This window comes from Anoxybacillus sp. TBDG-1 (assembly GCF_054815885.1).
In genome coordinates, this window is sequence record NZ_JBTZSY010000006.1 from 1 (window position 1) to 21,117 (window position 21,117).

A 21,117-nucleotide genomic window follows, 5' to 3' on the forward strand; every position below is an offset into this window, starting at 1 on the left:
TGTATATAGAGTTTTACAATTTTTTATAAAAACATTTTAACAGCACTTCACCTCCTCGGCAACGAGCTGTAAAAATAGTTGAACGAGTTGTTCAGACGGCTTTCCTCCGCCTGTTTGCCGTTCATAAAAGCGTGTAAATAACGTTTCAATTGGTACATCGGTATACCCTTCACGAACGATTTCTTCTTTCTTTATATAATTCGGGCGAATATGGACAAACCCGTCATACATTTTGCGCAAACGGTGTGTTTCTTCTAATGTTAACGATTGCTCGACATCAATTTCCAAATCAATCCATGCACCGTGGTCGCGCCCTTCTTTGATCCAACGATCCACTTGCGCAAGCCCTTCTGTCGCCCGCCATTTGACGAGTGGACGCCCTTTTGACAATAAATATTCAGAAATCATCGGCGCACAGCGTGGCTGCACGTCAATAATCGTAACGGACTTGCTGTATCCTGCTTCTGAAAAACTGTAAGCAAGCGGCGACCCAGCATAGCGTGCAGGCATGGCGGCATGTCTGACATCTTGCGGACGATGTAAATGACCGAGCGCGACATATTGCGCGCGTGTAGGGAAGCTTGCAGGCGAAACAGTGTACGCTCCTCCAAGCTCAATCGGGCGCTCGGAGTCGCATGTAGCTCCGCCTGCGACATATAAATGGCTCATTGCAATGTTCACCGCATCTTCTCGAAACGATTCGTTCATTTTCGCAAAAATGGCGCGAATGCGTTCATCATATCGTGCGCGCAACAATGCTTCGTCGCACTCCTCTGACAACAATTCGTTCAGTCGCGACTCTGACGGATATGGAAGCGCTCCGATCATTAATGTTTCATCGCTCGATGGAACATGAATTTGTTGCACACGATCCGTCGGAAAGCCTAGCAACGTAATGGCGTGCTGTTCGGCAATCGGAGCAGCAGCGCTCAAACGTCCCGGATGATCATGGTTTCCCGCAATCACGACGACGTGACGCTTGCCATAATCACTTAAACGCGAAAGCGCTTCGTAAAAAAGCTTTTCCGCATCGGCAGGCGGATTGACTGTATCAAACGCATCCCCTGCAAGCAATACGACATCAATGTTTTCTTTTTGTACGATTTCTACGATTTCATCAATCACCGCTTCTTGCTCTCGAAGACGGCTTCGCCCTTCAAGCGTTTTTCCTAAATGCCAGTCAGCCGTATGCAAAATACGCAAATTAATCTCCTCCCATCGGCACAAGTAAAGCGCCATCAAAAGCGTACACGTACGTTTCTGTTACTTCCTTTTTCCAAATGGCTTCAATCGCTTCCCGATATAGCGCCAATTGCCCTTTGTATCGTCGCTTTAATTGCTCTCTCGGCTCGTTCATCCACGATACGCGATCTGTTTTATAGTCAATTAAAACGAGCCCGTGCTCATCTTCAAACACGCAATCAATCACCCCTTGAACGACAACTGTCTCACCGTCCATTTCGTGCGCTAAATAAAACGGCACTTCACGCTCAAGCCGCGTCGCTCGTTGCATTCGTTTGCCAAGTGGAGTGTTAAAAAAAGCGACGATACTTTCTACATCAACAGCTTTTGCCTGTTCTTCCGTTAGCCATTCACCGTTTACCATGCGTGCGATTTGCTCCTGCACCGCATCAACGGTGACTTCTTTTGTGACATCAATATGTTGCATGACAAGATGCATCATTGTTCCTCGCTCAGCTGGCGTCATCGTTTTCGCTTGTAAAAAGCGAGGGCGTTCAATAAGCTCTTTTCGAAACGGTTGTTCCGCATGCCCGCCGTATATGTCACGCTGTCGCTTTAACTCTGATACGCTTTGTTTTGCTCGTAACACCGTGGCGTCGGCATACGTGTACGTCCAAAAAAGGCGGCGCTTTATTTCTTGTTCATATTCGCTTTTCATTGGCACAGACTGCAGTTGTTGAATCGCTTCGACAATGTCTCGATGTTCATTCACTTGCTCATCTTCTTGTTCAAGCGAATGCGCTGACACAACGTGCATCTCCCATAGCGATGCATCGTGAAGCACCGTTTTCGACGGACAAATGCTTTGTGGATGGCGGATGAGAGCATAACCGAGCCAATCCGCATAGCTTTTTGCCTTTTCGATGACATACGCAGGAAGTTCCCACGTCGATGTGTAAGTAACTTCTTGCCATTTTTTCTTTTCCGCTTCGATATCCTTTACCGTCGATACGATATATAACTTTTCTTTTGCCCGCGTCAGCGCGACGTATAAAACGCGCATTTCTTCCGCAAGCATTTGCAGTTTCATTTTTTTCTTTATCGCCAATTGCGCGACCGTCGGATAACTTGCTCGCCACGTCGGATGAACGAAGCGCATCCCTAGTCCGAAATCTTTATCTAATATATAGTCCCCACGTAAATCTTGCATATTAAATGATTTCGCTGCACCAGCTAAAAAGACGACAGGAAACTCAAGCCCTTTACTTTTATGAATCGTCATCATGCGCACAACATCTTCTTGTTCTGTAAGCGAACGTGCCGCTCCAAAATCGTCTTCGCGTTCTTTTAGCCGTTCAATAAAGCGTAAAAAGCGGAAAATGCCACGAAATGACGTTTGTTCATATTGTTTCGCGCGATCATACAACGCGCGCAAATTCGCTTGCCGCTGTTTTCCTCCCGGCATTCCACCGACGTAGTCGTAAAAGTTTGTATCACGATACAATTGCCAAATCAAATCGGCAAGCGGTTTTTGTCTTGCTTCGGTACGCCATTCGAATAAATATGAAAGCCAACGGTTCATTTTTTCGTGCAGTTCATCATGTGGTGGTTGCTCGACAAAAGCAAGCAACGCCTCATAAAATGCTCCGTCTTTTTTCGCTAGGCGAATGCGCGCCAACTCCTCTTCGTTTAAGCCAACAATTGGGGAGCGAAGCACTGCTGCAAGCGGAATGTCTTGATACGGATTGTCAATCACTTTTAAAAGCGACAACATGATTGACACTTCTGTTGCGGAAAAGTAACCGCTAGATAACTCAGCATATACAGGAACGTTTTGTTTGCGAAACTCCTCTAACATTGCTGAAGCAGATGACATCGATCGGCATAAAATGACGATGTCGCGATACATTAAGCGCCGTTCCCCTTTTAAGCGACGGTCGTAAACGAAAAACGGCTCGGCAAGTAATTGTTTAATTTTTTTAGCAATCCAGCGCGCTTCCAACTGCACAGCCGTTACATCCTCTTGTTCTTCTTCATCGCTTTCTTCTTTTGCTTGATTAATCCACACGCATTCAACAGGCACTTGTTTTTCAGGATAATCAAGGGCGCCAAAGCGAAGCGCAGCATCGTCGTCATAACGCATGTCGCCGATCGTTTCTGTCATGAGTTGTCGAAAAATAAAATTCGTTCCGTCTAATATTTCTTTTCGGCTGCGAAAGTTTTTCGCTAAATCGATGCGAAGTCCACCATCGCCTTCTTTCGTGAAGCGACCATATTTTTGTAAAAAAAGCGACGGTTCCGCTAGACGAAAGCCGTAAATCGACTGTTTCACGTCGCCGACCATAAACATGTTGCCCGTTGCTTCATCGTCATTTGATACGAGCCGTAAAATCGATTCTTGCACCATATTCGTATCTTGATATTCGTCAACGAGCACTTCAGCAAATTGTGCTCGATAATAAAGGGCGGCTTCTGACGGCTTCAGCTCATGCTCCATAGAAGAAGCGCGTAAAATGCGTAAACAGTAATGTTCTAAGTCAGAAAAATCAACGATGCCTTTTTCATCTTTTTTCGCTTGCAATAAATTAGCAAACCGTTGCACGATTTGGACGATCGTTGCAGCAATCGGCTTCATTTCGCGCAAATGGCGAATGTATGTCGCCGGTTGAAACGAAAACAACTCTTCTGTTAAACTGCTTATTTCTTTTTTCACTTGGTCGCGCAATTTTTTTACATCGTCCACAAGCTGTTCATCATACGCTCCGTCTTTCGGCTTTCTTTTTGCAGTCGCAAACGATACGTTTTTGATCGCTTCATGCAACTTTTGCCACGACTCATCACGCGCTTCTTTTAGCTTTGCAATGACTTGTTGATCGCTCACGAGCGTATCATGCAAATAATCGGGTCCGCCCGGCTCTTTCGTTTTTTGCAGCGCTTGCAACAATCGTTGTTCCGCTGCTTCAAACGCCAAATCGACCGCTTGAAAAAGGTAGTGAGCATACGGCAAATCGTCGATGCGTGCGTGTTCTGCGACATCGTACATATGAACGATTTGTTTTAGCCATTCGTTTGGATTAGGATGCGAACGTGAAAATTCATATAGACGCAAAATGAGCGTTTGTAAATCTGCATCCGTCCGATCGCTCGTATATCGATCTACAACAGCTAAAAATGCTTCATCGTTGTCGGCGTAATATTGCTCAAATAATGTTTCTAACACTTCTTCTTTTAATAAAGCCATTTCTCCCTCATCCGCAATACGAAACACCGGATCGATGCCGATGACGTAATAATATTTGCGAATGACATCTAAACAAAACGAGTGAATCGTTGAAATGGACGCTTTTTGCAAAAGACTGAGTTGTCTTCGTAAATGGAGCGAATGTGGCTCTTTTTCAAGCGCTCGTTCTAACGCTTCCCCGATGCGTTGGCGCATTTCGGCCGCTGCGGCATTTGTAAACGTCACAACAAGTAGCCGATCGACATCGATCGGTCGCTCTTTATGCAATATTTTTTGAATGATGCGCTCAACAAGCACCGCTGTTTTTCCTGAACCTGCGGCGGCGGCAACGAGCGTATGCTTTCCAGTCGCATAAATCGCTTGCCATTGCTCATCCGTCCATTGACTTTCTCGTGGTTTTGGCGGAATCACATCATCACCCCTTTAACCATTCGTCGATATGTTTCGTTGTTAATACGCGATATTGTTCCGCGTCAACCCCTTCATCGAATTGGCACACATCACGAAACTCACAATATTGACAAGCTGTTTTATTTTTTTGTTTGTACGGTGCAATATGCGTCACACCGTTGATCATTTGTTCACCTACATCGACGACCATACGGCGCACATGTTGCCGTAGCATCGTAAATTGTTGCTCTGTTAACACTTTGGAATGTTGAGCAAACGTCCCGTTTTTATTTAAGCGGACAGGAATAACGAGAGAACTTGTTCCTGGCTCTACTTGTTCATCCATCAGCCGTACCGTTTGTTCATCCGCTAATACGTAGCCCCCCATTTTAAACTGTTCTAAAAACTTTTTCTCTAGCTCGTGTTCATCAACCCATTCATTCAGTTTCATCGTCGGGTTATGAACCGGAAAGTACAACACTCCTGCCGGAAACGCTGATGTGCCAACGAGCTTTTCCGCATACTGAAGCACGACATCTAAATACGCTAACATTTGTAATGCTAAACCGTAATATACTTCCGTTAAATCAAGCGTCTTTTGCTTTGATTTATAGTCGATGATGCGAAGAAGCACACCTTGTTCGCTCGTTGCTTGGTCAACGCGGTCAATACGGCCGACAAACTGCAACACTGTTCCGTCGGATAACGTAAACGAAAGCGGTGGAAGCGGCTCGCCTTCACCGAATCCTAATTCGACGCCAATCGGTACAAATCCGCTTCTTTTTGCGTGTTCACTTAATACGGTCGTCGCTTTCGTCATAATCGTTTGCAATTTTTTCTTCATATATCGATAACGGTGTGTACTTAATAGCACTTCTTGTTGAATGTATGGGGCAATTTGTTCAACCGCCTCATATGACAGTTGCTCGCATTGCTGTTTAGATAGTTGACTCCACGGACGCTGCTCTTGACGCAGACGATCAGCGATCACTTTTAACGCCTGATGAAACAACTGACCCATATCAGGCGCCTTTAACTGAAAGACGGTTCGTTCTTTTAACTTTAATCCATGCGCGGCAAAATGAGCGAACGGACAACGGTTAAACGTCTCCATACGTGAAATGCTCGCCTTCACTTTTTTTCCATATAACTCTTTGGCAAGTTGCTTATTTAATCGTTTTGCGCGATTTTCATAAAATAACGCCCGCCCAACGACCGCGATTCGTTCTTTCCATTGTTCATGTTGCACGTATGCGTTGTATACATCCCACCATATCGGTTCGATAGCATATTGTCGCTTCCATGCTTCCAATTGTTGCACGAGCGGACCGAGCGTTGCGACATCGTTTGTCACATACGACAGCTGTTGTTGCAGTGGAAGTACAAACGGATCGGCTCCCCATTGCATTTTTTTCACGTACGGGAACATGTCCATTAACCGCTTAATAAACATCGATGGCAACAACGTTTTTTCTTGTTCATCAGCTAGCGCATACGTGACATATAAACGTTCAGACGGGCTAACAAGCGCTAAATAAAGCAAAAAAGGTTCGTCAAGTAACCGTTCGCGACTAGCTGGAGCAACATGTAAAGAATAATGGTGCAACAATTCACGATCTGTTTCTGACAACATGCCGTCATCATTTTTGCGCATCGGAATGACGCCTTCGTTTACCCCTACAAGAAACGTACAACGAATGTTCGAAAGACGCGAACGATCGAAATGAGCAATTAACACTTGATCCGTCGCTGGTGGTACGAGAGAAAATTGTAAACTTTCAAGTCCTGTTTCAATAATCGTAAAAAACGTTTCAAGCGAAAGTGATTCATCGCCTAATATTTCAACGTATTCATCAAGCAAATGAATAAACGCTTGCCATACTTGCTCATGATGGCGGGCAGCGGACAAATCGCCTCTTTCTTCTGCTTCATCGCGCAAACGTTCTAATTTTTGCGGAATATGAAGCTGTTCTGCATATGCATATAGCGCCTCGCATCGCTCACGCCCTGTTTTTGCTTGCTTCAACCGCTTTTGTAAAAACAACAGCGGCGAAATGACAAGCTTGCGCCATTCATTTAATTGTTGTTCATATCGTTTTTCTTCATCTGTTTGTGGCGTGTGCACACCTTCGAGCCCTTTATACTTGCGATACGTCCAATGCTCCGTCCATTTGTCTCCTTGTATGCCGGAAGCGAGCACGTAGTTTTCAAGCTGATCGATTGCCATGCGCATCTCATGAACAGGTTGATCAAGCGAGAAAAACAAGTCTGTTTTTGCAGCACGAAACACCGCTTCATAACGAAAGTTCGTCCGCACCGCTTCCATACTTGCGCGCAAAAATTCAATAAACGGATGATCAAGCATCGGTTCTTTTTCATCAATAAAATACGGAATACGATAATCTGCAAATACCGTTTTTAACACGTCGCGATAGTCTGAAACATTGCGAATGAGCAAAGCGATGTCACGATAGCGATATCCTTCATCGCGCACAAGCTGAACAATTTCGCGCGCAATCCCTTCCATTTCTGCTCGTCGCGTTGTCGCTTCTCCGATAGCGATCGCTTCCGTTTGTTTTTTCGACTTACAAACAGGTCGTGCATCGTAATAGGCTTCAAGATGACGAAGTTCTTCATGTTTGTGACGGACGTTGTCATGAAGTTGCACGACGTTTTCAATCGCTACCCCATTTTGTAGTGCAATTTCACGCAGTTGCGCATACGTCTGCCACGTGTTGCGGAATACGTGTAACTCGTTTGGCAGCTGTTCATACGGAGCGTCTAACGTGAGCGCAATCGTCACATGCGGGCAATGAATAAATAGTTGTTCAATGACCATATATTCTTGGGGCGTAAATTCATAAAAGCCGTCCATGTAAATACGGGCACGCTTCATGTAAGAAGAATGGCGAATTTTTTCAGCAAGCAAGCGCAAATAATCCTCTGAATCGACATAATGATGCGCCATATGCTGTTCAAATTGCTCAAAAATCATTGCTGTATCTTTTAATTTATCGGCAAGTACCATTTCGTTTGCTGTCGCATGACGACGCAGCTCTTCTTCCGTTTGTTTTAATGCTGCTGGCGTGACACAATATCGTTTATATTCCGTCAACATTTGTTCCAGTTGTTCAATAAAGCCGCGTTTATCCGCCGCTTTCCGAAAGAGCTTTAACTGTTCTTTTTGCTGTTCAACAATTTTCCTTAGCAACATATGTACGCCTGTTTGCGTTAAATGATGGCGGCTCATGCCGCCTGTCTCTTGCAAGACGCGCCAAGCAAGACGTGTGAAACTAAACACTTGAGCGCGAATCATTCCTTTTATGTTTTCTTTCATTAAAGCGTATTCCGATTGAAACGTCATTTGTTCAGGAACAAGATAAATGATCGGAGCGCCATCGGGTTCATGCGCAAGTTGTTCGATCATTTCTTTTAAACACATCGTCGTTTTTCCGCTTCCTGAGCGCCCGATGATGAAGCGTACAGACATATTCGTTCATCCTTTCTTATTTTCCGTCATGCAATGCGAAACGTTGCTCGACTTTTTTTCCAATATACCAAAGGAGAAAAATGGCGACTGCCACAAACACCGTACGCATCGGTTGGCGAATAAGCGCCACCACATCATAACCAATAAAACTAATCATAAACACCATCACCATTTTTCCAAGCAAAACAGCAAGCATATATTGTTGCATCGCAATGCCCGATAGCCCTGCAACCACATTGACCGCCGCTGATGGTGTAAACGGAAAACAAAGGAGTAAAAAGAGCGGACCGAATCCGCGTCGTTCCACCCAATGCATCATGCGGCGAATCGTCGGGTGGCGATGTAAAAAGGAGAAAAATCGTTGCCTCCCGATTTTTCGAACGAGGAAAAAGACGAGAAGAGAACCCACACTCGTCCCAATCCATGAAATGAGAAATCCTTTCCAAAGACCAAATGCCGCGGCATTTGCCATAACAAAAACGAAAAGCGGCAAAAATGGTAAAAACGCCTCCGCCATCGGCAGCAATACACCAGGAATCACGCCAAACGAACGATATTCCGCTAACATATCAAGCATATGTTTTATCGTAAACCATTGTTTTAACTCCTCTAAACTCATACTGTAACCCCTTTGCCACGTGCTCATGCTTATATTGTACAAGTTTAGAGGAAAAGAGAAAACTACTACGACCATTCCTTTTCCCGTAAATATAATAAATACATCATTTTCCTTTCGCGTGCTTCAATTCGTTCGTTCATTTTTGTTCGCAACTGAGCCGTACGATGTAGCTGATTCACGAATGAATGATGCGAAATACATAGCTCTACGCTCATGCCATTTGAAAACGTAATGCGCGTTTTCCCACCTTGAACATGTTCATGATGACGAATATGCAAATGAGATAGCCATACACATTGAGGATTCATTGGGGAGATCGTTGGAAAAAAGAAAATTTCGTTCGTTGGTTCGACTGCAATTGGTGCTTTATGCGAAGTGCCGATAATATGTCTCGCTCCATCTTTCCTTCCTCTTAAACTTGCGCCATAATACAAACAACTTTGTTCAATAATTTCCATCGGACTTTTTTTCACGATGATTTCTCCATCTTCCTCCAACGCTTTCGTCCATATTTGTTTATCATGAAAAAACGGGAAAAGTCCCATCGTATAGCGCGTCAAATGGAGATGCTCGACAATGAGCATACAGCTCCCTCCCTTATATACACATTTCGACAATATTATACCATAAATATGCGAAAATTTCATAAAAAATCCCCTCGTTTTTTTCGAGGGGATGTTATTTTATGCACTTGTAAATTGTTCTTCTTCTGTTGAACCTTTTAACGCCACCGTTGATGCTTGACCGCCTGTGATAACAAGCGATACTTCGTCAAAGTAACCTGTTCCGACTTCGCGTTGATGGCGTGTAGCTGTGTAGCCATATTTTTCTGCCTCAAACTCCGCCTGTTGCAATTCAGAGTAAGCCGCCATGCCGCGATCGCGATAGCCATGCGCTAACATAAACATACTGTAGTTGAGTGCATGGAATCCTGCTAATGTAACGAATTGGAACTTGTAGCCCATTTTTCCGAGCTCCACTTGGAAGTTTGCGATCGTTTCGTCATCCAATTTTTTCTTCCAGTTAAATGAAGGCGAGCAGTTGTACGCAAGCAATTTGCCCGGGAATTTTTCATGAATCGCTTCCGCAAAACGACGCGCTTCTTCTAAGTTTGGCTCGCTCGTTTCGCACCAAATTAAATCTGCATACGGTGCATACGCTAATCCGCGCGCAATCGCTTGGTCTAAGCCCGCACGCGTACGGAAGAAGCCTTCTGGCGTACGCTCACCTGTAATAAATTCTTGATCGCGCGGGTCGATGTCGCTTGTAATTAAATCCGCTGCGTTCGCATCTGTGCGCGCAATTAATACGGTCGGCACACCCATAACGTCTGCCGCAAGTCGCGCCGCAATTAAGTTACGAATCGCTGTTTGCGTTGGAAGCAACACTTTTCCACCTAAATGGCCGCACTTTTTCTCAGAAGACAATTGATCTTCAAAGTGGACGCCTGCTGCTCCTGCTTCAATCATCGCTTTCATTAGTTCAAATACGTTTAATTGACCGCCAAATCCTGCTTCCGCATCAGCGACGATCGGCAAGAAATAGTCGATATCTTCTTTTCCTTCGACATATTGAATTTGATCGGCGCGTTGAAGCGCTTGGTTAATACGCTTTACAACGTGCGGCACACTGTTTGCTGGATATAAACTTTGGTCTGGATACATATGACCCGCCAAGTTCGCATCCGCTGCCACTTGCCAGCCGCTTAGATAAATCGCTTTTAAACCTGCTTTTGCTTGTTGTACCGCTTGGTTTCCTGTTAACGCCCCAAGCGCATGAACGTAATCTTCCGTATTTAATAAATGCCAAAGTTTTTCCGCTCCGCGACGCGCTAGCGTATATTCAATATCGAGCGAACCGCGCAACTTAATAACATCTTCCGCGCTATACGGGCGCGTAATCCCTTTCCACCGTTCATCCAACTGCCAACTTTCTTCTAACTGTTTCACACGTTCTTCAAACATGCTCTCTCCCCCTTGTTTTTTATCGTAAACCCCTCTGTTTCCGTGCATATGACCCCCAAAAAGTTATGACGCTCTTTTCTCTATGTACGAGCTTTAATACATCTCCCACCCTTCTTGTTATAATACACATTTTTCTTTTGACGCTTTTATTATATAACACAATTTTCAGAAAAGAAAGTATTTTTATGAATTTTTTTTCAAAGAAAATTATCTCGCTTCTATTGTTTCTCTAAAAAGATTATTCGTTCTAAGATCGTCGGATGGCTGTAACGAAATAGTTTGACAATATATGGTGGGTGTACTTGACTTAAGCTTGAACGCGTCAATTGTTGAAATGTTGAGATCGCTGCTTCTTTATTTTTCGTTAGCTCAATCGCATACTTGTCCGCCGCATGTTCTTCATAACGGGAAATGGCATTCATTGCAGGACTTGCCGCAAAACTTAATAGCGAAATCAACAGTAAAAACATCGGCAAAGATGCGAGGTCATTCCATTTTTTAATGCGACAAAGCGCGCCAAAACGTTCAATCATTCGTTTCATCCATCGATTCGTTAACAGCAATCCGATAAATGTGACAACAATGTATAACCCAATTCCCCAATAAATATGTTTCATGACGTAATGAGCCATTTCATGCGCCATAATAAATAAAATTTCATCTTCGCTTAACCGCTCAAGCGTCGTATCCCATAATACAATGCGCGAGTTGCCGCCAATGCCCGTGACATATGCATTTAACGCATTCGTCTTTTCCGACATATTTACTTCAAATACGTGTTCAGTCGGAATGTTCGCCTTTTCCGCTAACGCTAAAATTTTTGCTTCTAGCTGTTTATTTTTTAGCGGATAAAAATCGTTATAAAGCGGATCGATGAAAATAGGTTGAATAAACGTTAAAAAAAGCGTAAATGGAATGGAACAAAGCCAAGCATACACCCACCATCGTTTTTCGAATTTTTTCATAAGCGTATATAATACATAAACGATGACAACCATGATCGCGTAATTTACCCAAAAATCAATGAGCTCGTCACGCATCCAACTCGAAAACGTTTGGATTGAAATGTTATACATTTTCGTGACGTAATAACTTGTGTAACTAATCGGAAACGTAACAACTTGTACGAGAAGCGACAGCCAAAATACGTAAATCGCCGTTTGCATAAACCGACGTTTTGTCGTTGCCTCCGCCCACTGTTGAAAGCGCGCTGACAAACCAAACAACAACACAAAAATATAAATGACCCACTCATATGGAACAGATAAGAAAAATAAAAAGTTTTTTACTTCCGAAAACTGTTCAGCAAGCATCAGTTCTTTTTTCGTTAAAAACGTTGCAGGATCTGCGCTTGTTCCTTTATATTGTGTTGGAATGGATGAGTCTGTCCATTGAAATAAGTAAAATGCAAAAAATATCGCATACATTGCATAAAGGAACAACGTCCAAAAAGCGATTTTTCTCATTGCCCTTTCCCCCTTGTCCATCGTTACTATTAGTTTAGTTTCCCGTTCACGATTTAGAACAACGAAAAAATTCAAATAATTGTCACGTCCCATTCTCCTCATTGGCACGTTGATTATGTATGATGAAAGTGGGAGGGATATACGTTGAAAAAACTATATATCGGTTTTTTTAGCTTACTTGCACTTTGTATTGGCATAGGCATATTTTATTTTTCTTTTTATCGGCAAGAAAAAATGGAGTTTCCAAAAGACGTGACGATGGAAACCGCATGGGGAAAACCGTATGCATTCAACAACATGGAACCGAAAGTGCGCCTATTGGAGTTTGTGTACACAAACTGTCCAGACATTTGTCCAAGTACGTCATTTCAAATGAAGCAGTTAAAAGAGCGATTAGAAAAAGACGGTTTATTTAAAACGAAAGTGGAATTTATTACAATTACGATCGACCCTAAACGCGACACACAACAAGTGATGCAAACGTATGCGAACATGTTCGGGGTAGAAAGCGATGACGAAGGATGGATTTTTTTGCGAGGTAGTGAAGAAGACACAAAAAAAGTAGCGGACGCGTTTAACTTCTTATACCGTGATCCCGGCAACGGCATGCTTATTCATACGACGCTCACATACTTTTTAGACGAAAACAACCGCGTCATCGCCACATTCGGCATGGGCGAAAAAGGGTTTGACAGGGAAAAAGTATATAAACGAATTGTAAAAGAGGCGAAATAGCCTCTTTTACTCTTGTCAGACTACTATATCCCATATTAATATGTTTAATATGTTGTCGTAATAGTACTTTAGAACTATGTAGGGGGAGTATATCATGAAAAAATGGAAAGACCGAAGTCTTATTTTTCGCACGACCTTTTTACTTTCAACAATTGTCGCAATCATTACAATTAGTGCCGTTTCTTTTTTGTTGTACCAGTTTTTAAACGAAGAAAAGCAGTTAACCAAATCATATGCGGTAGCTGAAACAAAATCATATGCACATCGTATCGAAACGCTTTTCGCAAATGCTGAAACGATTGCTGATACATTTGGAAAGTATATGTTATTCGCGAGGAAACATGGTTTAAGTCGTGAGCAAATATTAGAACATATGCACGATTTACTCGATCATAACAAGCAATTGCTCGGTATTTATACGTTGTGGGAGCCAAATGCATTTGATGGGAACGATGCTATGTACAGCAATCAAGAAGGGCATGATGCAACAGGTCGTTTTGTCCCATACGTCGTTCGTAGCGATGGAGCAATTATTGTTGAAGCAAGCCGTGATTATGATAAAGAGGGCGCAGGAGATTATTATTTAACACCAAAAAACACAAAAAAACCGTTATTGCTTGAACCTTACACATATGAAGTGAATGGAAAAAACGTGTTGCTCACATCACTCATTCTCCCTCTCATTGATCCTAAAACAAATCAGTTTTTAGGCATTGTCGGTGTCGACTTTGAAGTTTCGTTTTTACAACAACTGATTAGAAAAGAAAAACCGCTTGGAGGATATTTAAATTTTATTGATGGAAACGGAACGATTATTGCCAGCGGTTTAGATGAAAAGTTTATCCGACAAACAATTACATTAGATAAAGAAAAAACAGCATTAAAACGAATCACAAACCATGAGCATTTTTCCGACGAAATTTATTCTAAACTTGTTCAAGACGATGTTTTGCGCGCTTTTGCACCAATTGATCTGCCGCGCTTCGAAAAAACATGGGCGATTGTATTATCCGTCCCTTCCCATGTCGTGTTTAAACGTGTACAAACATTCGCAATTGAAGGAGCAGTTGGCGTGATCGTCATCGTTTTATTGCTTACCGTTTTTATTACAGTGACGCTCCGCCGTATTTTATTACCTGTACGCCATACAGCACTTGCTGCCCAACAAATTGCTGAAGGGAATTTAAATGTTCGTATCGAACCGTTACCTTATGCAGATGAAGTCGGAACGTTAACAAAATCGATGGAAACAATGGTGAACCAACTTCGCGAGCAAATAGGAACGTTATCTGACGAAAGTAACCTATTAACAAATGAAGCAAATCATATCGCTACAAACGCAAGACAAAACAGTGAAGCAAGTGCCTACGTTCATGAAGTGATGAGTGAAATTACGGAACGAACGACGTCACAAACTGAAGCATTGTTTGAAAGTATGAAGGCAATGGAAGAAATGGCAATTGGAGTTCAAAAACTAGCCGAGTCGACATCAGAAGTAGCTGATTCAGCGAAAGAAATGTCCGATGAAGCAAAACAAGGAAAAGAGCAGCTTGAACAAACAGTAAAGCAAATGAATCAAATTCAACAATCTTTCGCTCTTATTAACAAACAAGTGAATAGTCTCACATCATATTCTGAACAAATTGGACATATCGTCGCAACTATTAGTGCGATTTCATCACAAACAAATTTGCTTGCTCTAAATGCCGCCATTGAAGCAGCCCGAGCAGGAGAAGCGGGAAAAGGATTTGCAGTCGTTGCCGAAGAAGTTCGAAAACTAGCCGAACAAGCAGATGAAGCAGCAAAACAAGTAAGTGATCTCATTGGACACGTCCAACATCAAGTGGAGGAAGTTGCCGAAGTAACAAAACAAGGTGCCGGCGACATTAAGCAAGGTAGCACAGTCATTGCAAGCACGACGCAAACGTTTGAACGGATTGTCCAAAAAACAAATGTTGTTTCAGAAGAAATTCAAGAAATATCTGCAGCAACAGAACAAATGTCGGCTGGTGTTGAACAAGTCACCGCATCTATCGAAAATATTGTAGAAACAGCAAAAGATGTTCAACAAGAAATTCAAGAAGCGACAAACTCAATTGACGAACAAGCAAACATTTCAAAACAACTAGATGAGTCTTCAAAACAACTTGCTCATATTTCAATGAAACTACAACAACTAATTCAACGCTTCACCTTGTAGATCAGCCAATGGCTGATCTACTTTTTTTTCACTGTACTTTTCTCGTCAAGCATCATTAAAATATATGAAATAATGAAATAAATATGGATTTTTTTTGTTTCATCAACATGACGCAAAATATTTATAATTTTCTCTTCTACCTCACTTTTATCCTCCGTTTGCTCTATCCGTTCATTTGCGACTAACCAGTCTATTGAAACATCGAGGGCGCGACTAATTGGAATAAGCAAATCTACCCTTGGGGTAACTGTTCCATTCACAATCTTATTGATTGTACTTTTCGACTGTCCTGTTTGTTCAACTAAATCTTTTTGTTTTAAATTCAACTGCTTGAGCCGCTGCTTAATCCTTTTGCTGATGACACCTTTTACATCATCCACATTCACCATTCCCTTCATGTTTTGTTTCTTTTTTGGATTTTTTTATTGAAAAATTCCTAAAAAGAAACTATAATATACACGAACAAACCTTTCTTCATTTTTTTCGCTGTAATAAGGCGGTGAGTTCATGGACGTTTATGCTTATGCAAAACGTACCATTTATACATTAGTCATATGTTGTTATACAATTGTTTCCTTTGTCCTCATCTACATCGGTGTTTCAAAAAGTTTTTATATCATATGCTCATGGTTCGTAGCCTTGTCCTTGTTTATCGTTATTGTTGAAAAGAAAATAAGAAAATTAAAAAGTTTCAAAAAAGAAGAAAATGAGCATGGTGTTTACAAATACATATATGTATTAAAAAAACAACCGTTAACAATAATAAGTGTTACATCACTTTGCTTTTTTGTGTTCATCTCCTTATTGTTTTTATTTCAACTGCCAAGTGAGCATTTTATCGTTGCAATTTGCTTATACGCGTTATGGCATCCGATCATCTTTCACATTACTTATCGTTCTTTACAAAAAGTGATTGAACATGATGTTTGTTATTTTTTTAAACGCGGTTATCAAAGTGCCGTGATGGCAACAGATTTTGTTCATTTATCACACTTACAAAAAATGTTCCACTACGGAATAGGAATAATTGGCATAACCTTTACGTATATGTCGTTTACCGAACATTTTTTTATTCAAAATAAAATGAGCATGACGTTTTTTTTCGCTTCTTTTGTTTTTTTCATCGTTTTCTTAGCATTCTATATTGGAATAAGTTATATTACATCAAAATATATAAAGCAGACGTTTCATTGGCTTCGGCAACAAACAGGAGATAAAACGATCGCAAACATATTTATCGATGAGATGACTTTACTCGTTCATACGCTAAACATATATAATGATAAAACAAAATACGCTCTATCTTTGCTGGCGGAAATAGAGAAACAAAGCGATGAACATAAATATATTGCTGAACATTCACGACGCGTTGCGAATTATTGTTTGCAAATCGGTGCACATATTGGCTTATTAGATGACGAGTTGAATAGTTTATATCACGCTGCCCTTCTTCACGACATTGGAAAAATAGGTATACCTGACTATATTTTATTAAAAAAAGAGCCTTTATCTAAAGATGAATTTTCAATCATAAAGCAATACCCGATAATCAGTTACCTTTTGACAAAAACAATGTTTCAAACTACAAACAAAGACTTATTACATGCCGTCCTCTATCATAAAGAATATATAGATGGAACCGGATACCCGAGTCAAATAAAGGATAATTCGATTCCTTTACTTGCTAAAATTATTTCTGTCGCAGATGCTTTTGATGCAATGATGTCATTTCGACCGTATCGAAACAATAAAAGTAAACATGAAGCCATTCGTATTTTAAAAGAGGGAAGCGGAACGAAATGGGATGCAGAAATCGTTCATATTTTCACCCATTTATTAACTAAAAAAGAAATTAATATGATATATTAGCGATAAGAAGCTTTCGACTTCGTATCGCTTTTTTCTTGGGATGGAAAGGAGAAACGTTCATTGAACTGTACGAACTTATTAAAATCAACTCTCTCTTGTTTTGAACAACAAATCAATCGACCAACTGTTTTAATGATCAATGAGACGATCATTTTCTCACACCATTTATCAGATGATGTGAAATATTTTTTTTATAAAAATGAATCTACAATTAGAGAAGATTCATTCCGTATATCCACGCCTACATTATTGCAGTATGGCGCTGCACAATGGGAAGTTTGTCCGATCGAAACCAATTTGAAGGGCGTAAAATCTTTACTATTTGTTGCGCGCCCTTATCACTATGAAGCACATCATTATATTGAATGTCTCATTGATTTATTTGGACTAATTATTGCAAAAGAGTATAAAGAAAAATTATTAGCAGATCAAATTGCACAACTATCCGAACGGGAAAAACAAGTCTTTTTTCTATTAATAAAGGGGTATAGTAACGAAGAGATTGCGAAGGAGCTCATTTTAAGCAAACATACAATTAAAAATCACATTAATAACGTCTTTCAAAAACTTGAAGTAAGACGTCGTTCGCAGTTGATCGCAAAATTTAGCCATTTGTTATAAATTAGGTGATAAAACATGGACATTTACGTAGGTAGACAACCAATTTTTAATAAAAATTATGAAGTCATCGGATATGAGCTGCTATATCGGAACGGAGACAAAAATTTTTATGATGCAATTGATGGAGACAAAGCGACTATTGATGTACTAATCAACAGTTTTATGAACATCGGTATTGAAAAATTAACGAATGGCGCGCGTTGTTTTGTTAACTTTACGGAAACTTTATTAAAAAAGCAATTGCCCTTTCATTTCCCAAAAAATTTAGTCGTTGTTGAAATTTTAGAAAGCATCCCATATTCAAAGGAATTGTTAGATATTTGTAAGAAACTAAAAGAAGAAGGATATATGATCGCTCTTGATGATTTTATTTTTTACGATCAATACATCTCTCTTTTTCCATACATCGATATAATAAAAATTGATTTCTCGAAGCAAAATGATTATAAACAATTCAAACCGTACATTGATATGTATAATATTCACTTGCTCGCAGAAAAAATTGAAACGAGGAAACAACTAGAAAAAGCATTTCACGATGGTTTTTCTTATTTTCAAGGCTACTTTTTCAGCAGACCATTGATAGTAAAAGAAAAATCTTTGCCAAAAATCGCGTACACATCTCGTCTTTCTTTAATTAAACAATTAAACAAAAATGAATTAAATTTTGAGGAAGTTGTTGCAACAATCGAAAATGATCCTTCTTTAACATATCGCTTATTAAAAACGGTTAATTCATTTTTTTTATCTTCAACACCAAAAATCAAATCGATTCGACATGCAGCGATTTTATTAGGAACAAATCATTTAAAAAGTTGGCTCACCGTTTTAGCTTTCCAAGAGCCTAATGAGCCATTTAAAAACGAAGTAATTATTAATAGTCTCGTTCGTGCAAAAACATTAGAACAGCTAGCTGAACTTATTCATTTACGAGATGAAAAGGACGTGTTATTTTTTATGGGTATTTGTTCGTCTTTACATTTATTACTTCATCGCCCATTACATGAAATATTACAAGAACTACACGTTGATGAAACAATTCAACGTGGACTAAATGGTCATTCTTGCATTTATTCACTTTTATACGAACTTGTCATTGCATTAGAAACAAATGATACAAAAAAAATAAGCGATTTGACAAACACGTTGCGTATCTCTCCCCGAGAAACATTGGCTATTTACCAACAGAGTATCGAATGGGTTGTGCAACTACAAAAATATAGCCAATTAAGTTAAAGTAAAAAAGACTTGTAACAAGCCTTTTTTACTTTAACTTAAACTGATTCATCATCTCCGTTAATTGATCAGCTAACTCTTCTACTTGTTTTGCTTGATCAAAAATTTGGTGGGCAGCTGCAGCTTGTTGTTCTGTCGCTGCGCTTACTTCTTCAATGCTTGCCGATGCTTCTTCCGTAACTGCTGCTACATCTTGCATATGTTCTGCAATTGTTTTACTATCGTTTTGCACTGTATGAATGCGTGCAATGACAAGATCACTTCGTTCACTTGTGTTCGTTAAATTTTGTGAAATGTGTTGAAATGCTTGTTTTGCTTCAGTCACTCGTTCAAAAGCAAGATTAGCTACTTTACTTCCTTCCGTTACAATAGCTATTGCTTGCTCGGTGTCGTTATATGTTTGCTGAATCATTTGAGCGATCTTATCTGTTGCTTTCTCTGTTTCTTCTGCTAGCTTTCTTACCTCGCCAGCGACAACCGCAAATCCTCGTCCTGCTTCGCCAGCCCGCGCCGCTTCAATAGAAGCATTTAATGCTAGTAAATTCGTTTGCGATGTAATATGACTAATAACGTTAACGATTTCTCTCACTTCCCTTGAGCGTTCACCTAATCGTTTCATCGCTTCAACTGCATCACTTGAATGTCTAGTAGCTGACATCATTGTTTCACTCATCGTTTGGAGAATCATTTCTCCTTGCAATGACACTTGCTTAGCTTCAGTTACTGCTTTCTCCATATTTTCCGCATCTTCTATTAAAAGTTGCAATTCTTTCATCATCCGATTCACTCGTTCTGTTACATCTTGAACAGAATGTGCAATCGCTGTTGAACCGTGCGCCATTTCGCTCATCGTCACAGCCACTTGATTCGTTGTTTGTTTTGTTTCATCGCTAGCAACGACAAACATTTGCGAGTATTGACGAAGCTGTTCAGCTGAATGATGCAACTGTTGTAGCATATTGCGCATATGGTGCACCATTTGTTGAAAATATTGCCCGAGTTGTCCAACTTCATCTTTACTTTGATGATCAATCATTACCGTTAAATCACCGCTTGCTACTTCTTTCGTCAATTGACTTAACTTTTGCAATGGACGAACGAGTCGGGAAGCAAATAAAACAATGACAACAGCCGCAAATAAAATTACAACACCCGCTGTAACAAACGATAAAATCGCTAAATAATATAACTTTTCTGTCGCTTCGTCAACAGGCACTGTAAGCACAAGCCCCCATCCCGTCGACTGAATCGGTGCATAAAAGGCGTATTTTTTTACCCCTTCAAATTCATATATACCCATTCCCTTTTTTCCAGCTAATGCATGTCTTAATAACGAAACGAGCTTATCATTTTTTTCTTGTAGTAAATTTTTCTCTAATACATATTCTTTCTTTGGATGTGCAATCAGTACACCATCTTGTTGAATTAAATAGCCATATCCCGTTTTTCCAATTTCAACGTCAACAACAAGATTTGTGATTTCTTCTGTTTTTACTGTGCCGAGAAGCACGCCGGTAATTTCGCCTTTTTCACGAATCGGTGAAGCAATGACGATCACTTTCTCCCCTGTCGCTCGCGAAACGATGACATCTGAGACAACTATGTTCCCACGTAACGCTTCTTGAAAATACGGGCGATCACTAATCTCCAATTGCTTTCCGCCTGCATACGCTTTTCCAGTCCGATCAGCTACTGCGATTAATTCAAATGTTGACCATATTTTTTGTATATGCTTAAGCCGATCCTCATTTTGTTGTAGTTCGACAACATTCCATCCTCCTTCACTACTTAATCCTTCAATTAACTTTTTATGATCTGTAACCCATTGATCGACCGCAGTTTGCAGCCGTCCAAGCTCCACTTTCGCTGTTTGTTCAAATTGATCCTCTAAAAACTGTTTTGCTTTTTGATGGTTTAAATATGCCACTAAAAATAAAGAAATAATGACAATTGGCATAATGACCAACAGTAGCTTTCCCCTAATACTTCTCATAACTTTTCCCCCTCGCCGATAATTTTTCATATATGTATTTATCATAAATAAAATAAGTATGTAATAAAAGGAGGTAAATTTGAATATTATGATACAATTTATTTAAAATAT

At 40.5% G+C, this 21,117-nt stretch carries 14 protein-coding genes; 5 read left to right on the forward strand and 9 right to left on the reverse strand.

Annotated elements, in window-relative coordinates; translation table 11 throughout:
- Positions 1 to 36: 36 nt before the first annotated feature.
- The 7 genes from ACYQY7_RS03140 to ACYQY7_RS03170 form a co-directional block, all read right to left on the reverse strand.
- Positions 37 to 1,203 (reverse strand): exonuclease SbcCD subunit D, encoded by a 1,167-nt coding sequence (locus tag ACYQY7_RS03140; RefSeq protein WP_461200690.1) that lies wholly within the window; start codon positions 1,201 to 1,203, stop codon positions 37 to 39.
- A 1-nt stretch (position 1,204) separates the two neighbouring features.
- Positions 1,205 to 4,834 (reverse strand): helicase-exonuclease AddAB subunit AddA, encoded by a 3,630-nt coding sequence (gene addA / locus ACYQY7_RS03145; RefSeq protein ID WP_461200691.1) that lies wholly within the window; start codon positions 4,832 to 4,834, stop codon positions 1,205 to 1,207.
- Between the two features lie 4 nt (positions 4,835 to 4,838).
- On the reverse strand, positions 4,839 to 8,303 hold the full coding sequence (gene addB / locus ACYQY7_RS03150; protein WP_461200692.1) for a helicase-exonuclease AddAB subunit AddB: 3,465 nt from the start codon (positions 8,301 to 8,303) through the stop codon (positions 4,839 to 4,841).
- A 16-nt stretch (positions 8,304 to 8,319) separates the two neighbouring features.
- Positions 8,320 to 8,922: a TVP38/TMEM64 family protein gene (locus ACYQY7_RS03155; protein ID WP_183248416.1), complete on the reverse strand. Its 603-nt coding sequence runs from the start codon at positions 8,920 to 8,922 to the stop codon at positions 8,320 to 8,322.
- Positions 8,923 to 8,987: 65 nt separating this feature from the next.
- Positions 8,988 to 9,506, reverse strand: a complete 519-nt coding sequence (locus ACYQY7_RS03160; protein WP_461200693.1) for a competence protein ComK — start codon at positions 9,504 to 9,506, stop codon at positions 8,988 to 8,990.
- Between the two features lie 99 nt (positions 9,507 to 9,605).
- Positions 9,606 to 10,886, reverse strand: coding sequence for an isocitrate lyase (gene aceA, locus ACYQY7_RS03165; protein WP_461200694.1), 1,281 nt, complete (start codon positions 10,884 to 10,886; stop codon positions 9,606 to 9,608).
- Positions 10,887 to 11,104: 218 nt separating this feature from the next.
- Complete coding sequence (locus tag ACYQY7_RS03170) at positions 11,105 to 12,352, reverse strand: M48 family metallopeptidase (protein WP_461200695.1); 1,248 nt, start codon at positions 12,350 to 12,352, stop codon at positions 11,105 to 11,107.
- Positions 12,353 to 12,496: 144 nt separating this feature from the next.
- On the opposite strand from ACYQY7_RS03170, the gene ACYQY7_RS03175 reads away from it, so the two are divergent.
- Together ACYQY7_RS03175 and ACYQY7_RS03180 are read left to right on the forward strand one after the other, a co-directional pair.
- Positions 12,497 to 13,087: an SCO family protein gene (locus tag ACYQY7_RS03175; RefSeq protein ID WP_461200696.1), complete on the forward strand. Its 591-nt coding sequence runs from the start codon at positions 12,497 to 12,499 to the stop codon at positions 13,085 to 13,087.
- A gap of 94 nt (positions 13,088 to 13,181) precedes the next feature.
- Positions 13,182 to 15,287, forward strand: coding sequence for a methyl-accepting chemotaxis protein (locus tag ACYQY7_RS03180; RefSeq protein ID WP_461200697.1), 2,106 nt, complete (start codon positions 13,182 to 13,184; stop codon positions 15,285 to 15,287).
- A gap of 17 nt (positions 15,288 to 15,304) precedes the next feature.
- On the opposite strand, the gene ACYQY7_RS03185 is transcribed toward ACYQY7_RS03180, so the two are convergent.
- Positions 15,305 to 15,676 carry a helix-turn-helix domain-containing protein gene (locus tag ACYQY7_RS03185; RefSeq protein WP_461200698.1) on the reverse strand — a complete coding sequence of 124 codons (372 nt, stop codon included), beginning with the start codon at positions 15,674 to 15,676 and terminating at the stop codon, positions 15,305 to 15,307.
- Between the two features lie 256 nt (positions 15,677 to 15,932).
- On the opposite strand from ACYQY7_RS03185, the gene ACYQY7_RS03190 reads away from it, so the two are divergent.
- From ACYQY7_RS03190 to ACYQY7_RS03200, 3 genes are read left to right on the forward strand one after another with little or no spacing between them, the layout of a single operon-like run.
- Positions 15,933 to 17,156, forward strand: coding sequence for an HD-GYP domain-containing protein (locus ACYQY7_RS03190; protein ID WP_461200699.1), 1,224 nt, complete (start codon positions 15,933 to 15,935; stop codon positions 17,154 to 17,156).
- Between the two features lie 60 nt (positions 17,157 to 17,216).
- A complete protein-coding gene (locus tag ACYQY7_RS03195; RefSeq protein ID WP_461200700.1) occupies positions 17,217 to 17,777 on the forward strand; it encodes a helix-turn-helix domain-containing protein in 561 nt (186 codons plus the stop codon).
- Positions 17,778 to 17,792: 15 nt separating this feature from the next.
- Positions 17,793 to 19,013 carry an EAL and HDOD domain-containing protein gene (locus tag ACYQY7_RS03200; protein WP_461200701.1) on the forward strand — a complete coding sequence of 407 codons (1,221 nt, stop codon included), beginning with the start codon at positions 17,793 to 17,795 and terminating at the stop codon, positions 19,011 to 19,013.
- A gap of 28 nt (positions 19,014 to 19,041) precedes the next feature.
- Here the strand turns inward: ACYQY7_RS03200 and ACYQY7_RS03205 are convergent, their stop codons facing one another.
- Positions 19,042 to 21,006: a methyl-accepting chemotaxis protein gene (locus ACYQY7_RS03205; RefSeq protein ID WP_461200702.1), complete on the reverse strand. Its 1,965-nt coding sequence runs from the start codon at positions 21,004 to 21,006 to the stop codon at positions 19,042 to 19,044.
- Between the last annotated feature and the right edge of the window lie 111 nt (positions 21,007 to 21,117).

Coding starts and splice junctions, on each gene's coding strand:
- ACYQY7_RS03200 (WP_461200701.1), top strand. CDS start 17,793: ATGGACATTTACGTAGGTAGACAACCAATTTTTAATAAAAATTATGAA.
- ACYQY7_RS03185 (WP_461200698.1), bottom strand. CDS start 15,676: ATGGTGAATGTGGATGATGTAAAAGGTGTCATCAGCAAAAGGATTAAG.
- ACYQY7_RS03205 (WP_461200702.1), bottom strand. CDS start 21,006: ATGAGAAGTATTAGGGGAAAGCTACTGTTGGTCATTATGCCAATTGTC.
- addB (WP_461200692.1), bottom strand. CDS start 8,303: ATGTCTGTACGCTTCATCATCGGGCGCTCAGGAAGCGGAAAAACGACG.
- ACYQY7_RS03170 (WP_461200695.1), bottom strand. CDS start 12,352: ATGAGAAAAATCGCTTTTTGGACGTTGTTCCTTTATGCAATGTATGCG.
- ACYQY7_RS03180 (WP_461200697.1), top strand. CDS start 13,182: ATGAAAAAATGGAAAGACCGAAGTCTTATTTTTCGCACGACCTTTTTA.
- ACYQY7_RS03160 (WP_461200693.1), bottom strand. CDS start 9,506: ATGCTCATTGTCGAGCATCTCCATTTGACGCGCTATACGATGGGACTT.
- aceA (WP_461200694.1), bottom strand. CDS start 10,886: ATGTTTGAAGAACGTGTGAAACAGTTAGAAGAAAGTTGGCAGTTGGAT.
- ACYQY7_RS03155 (WP_183248416.1), bottom strand. CDS start 8,922: ATGAGTTTAGAGGAGTTAAAACAATGGTTTACGATAAAACATATGCTT.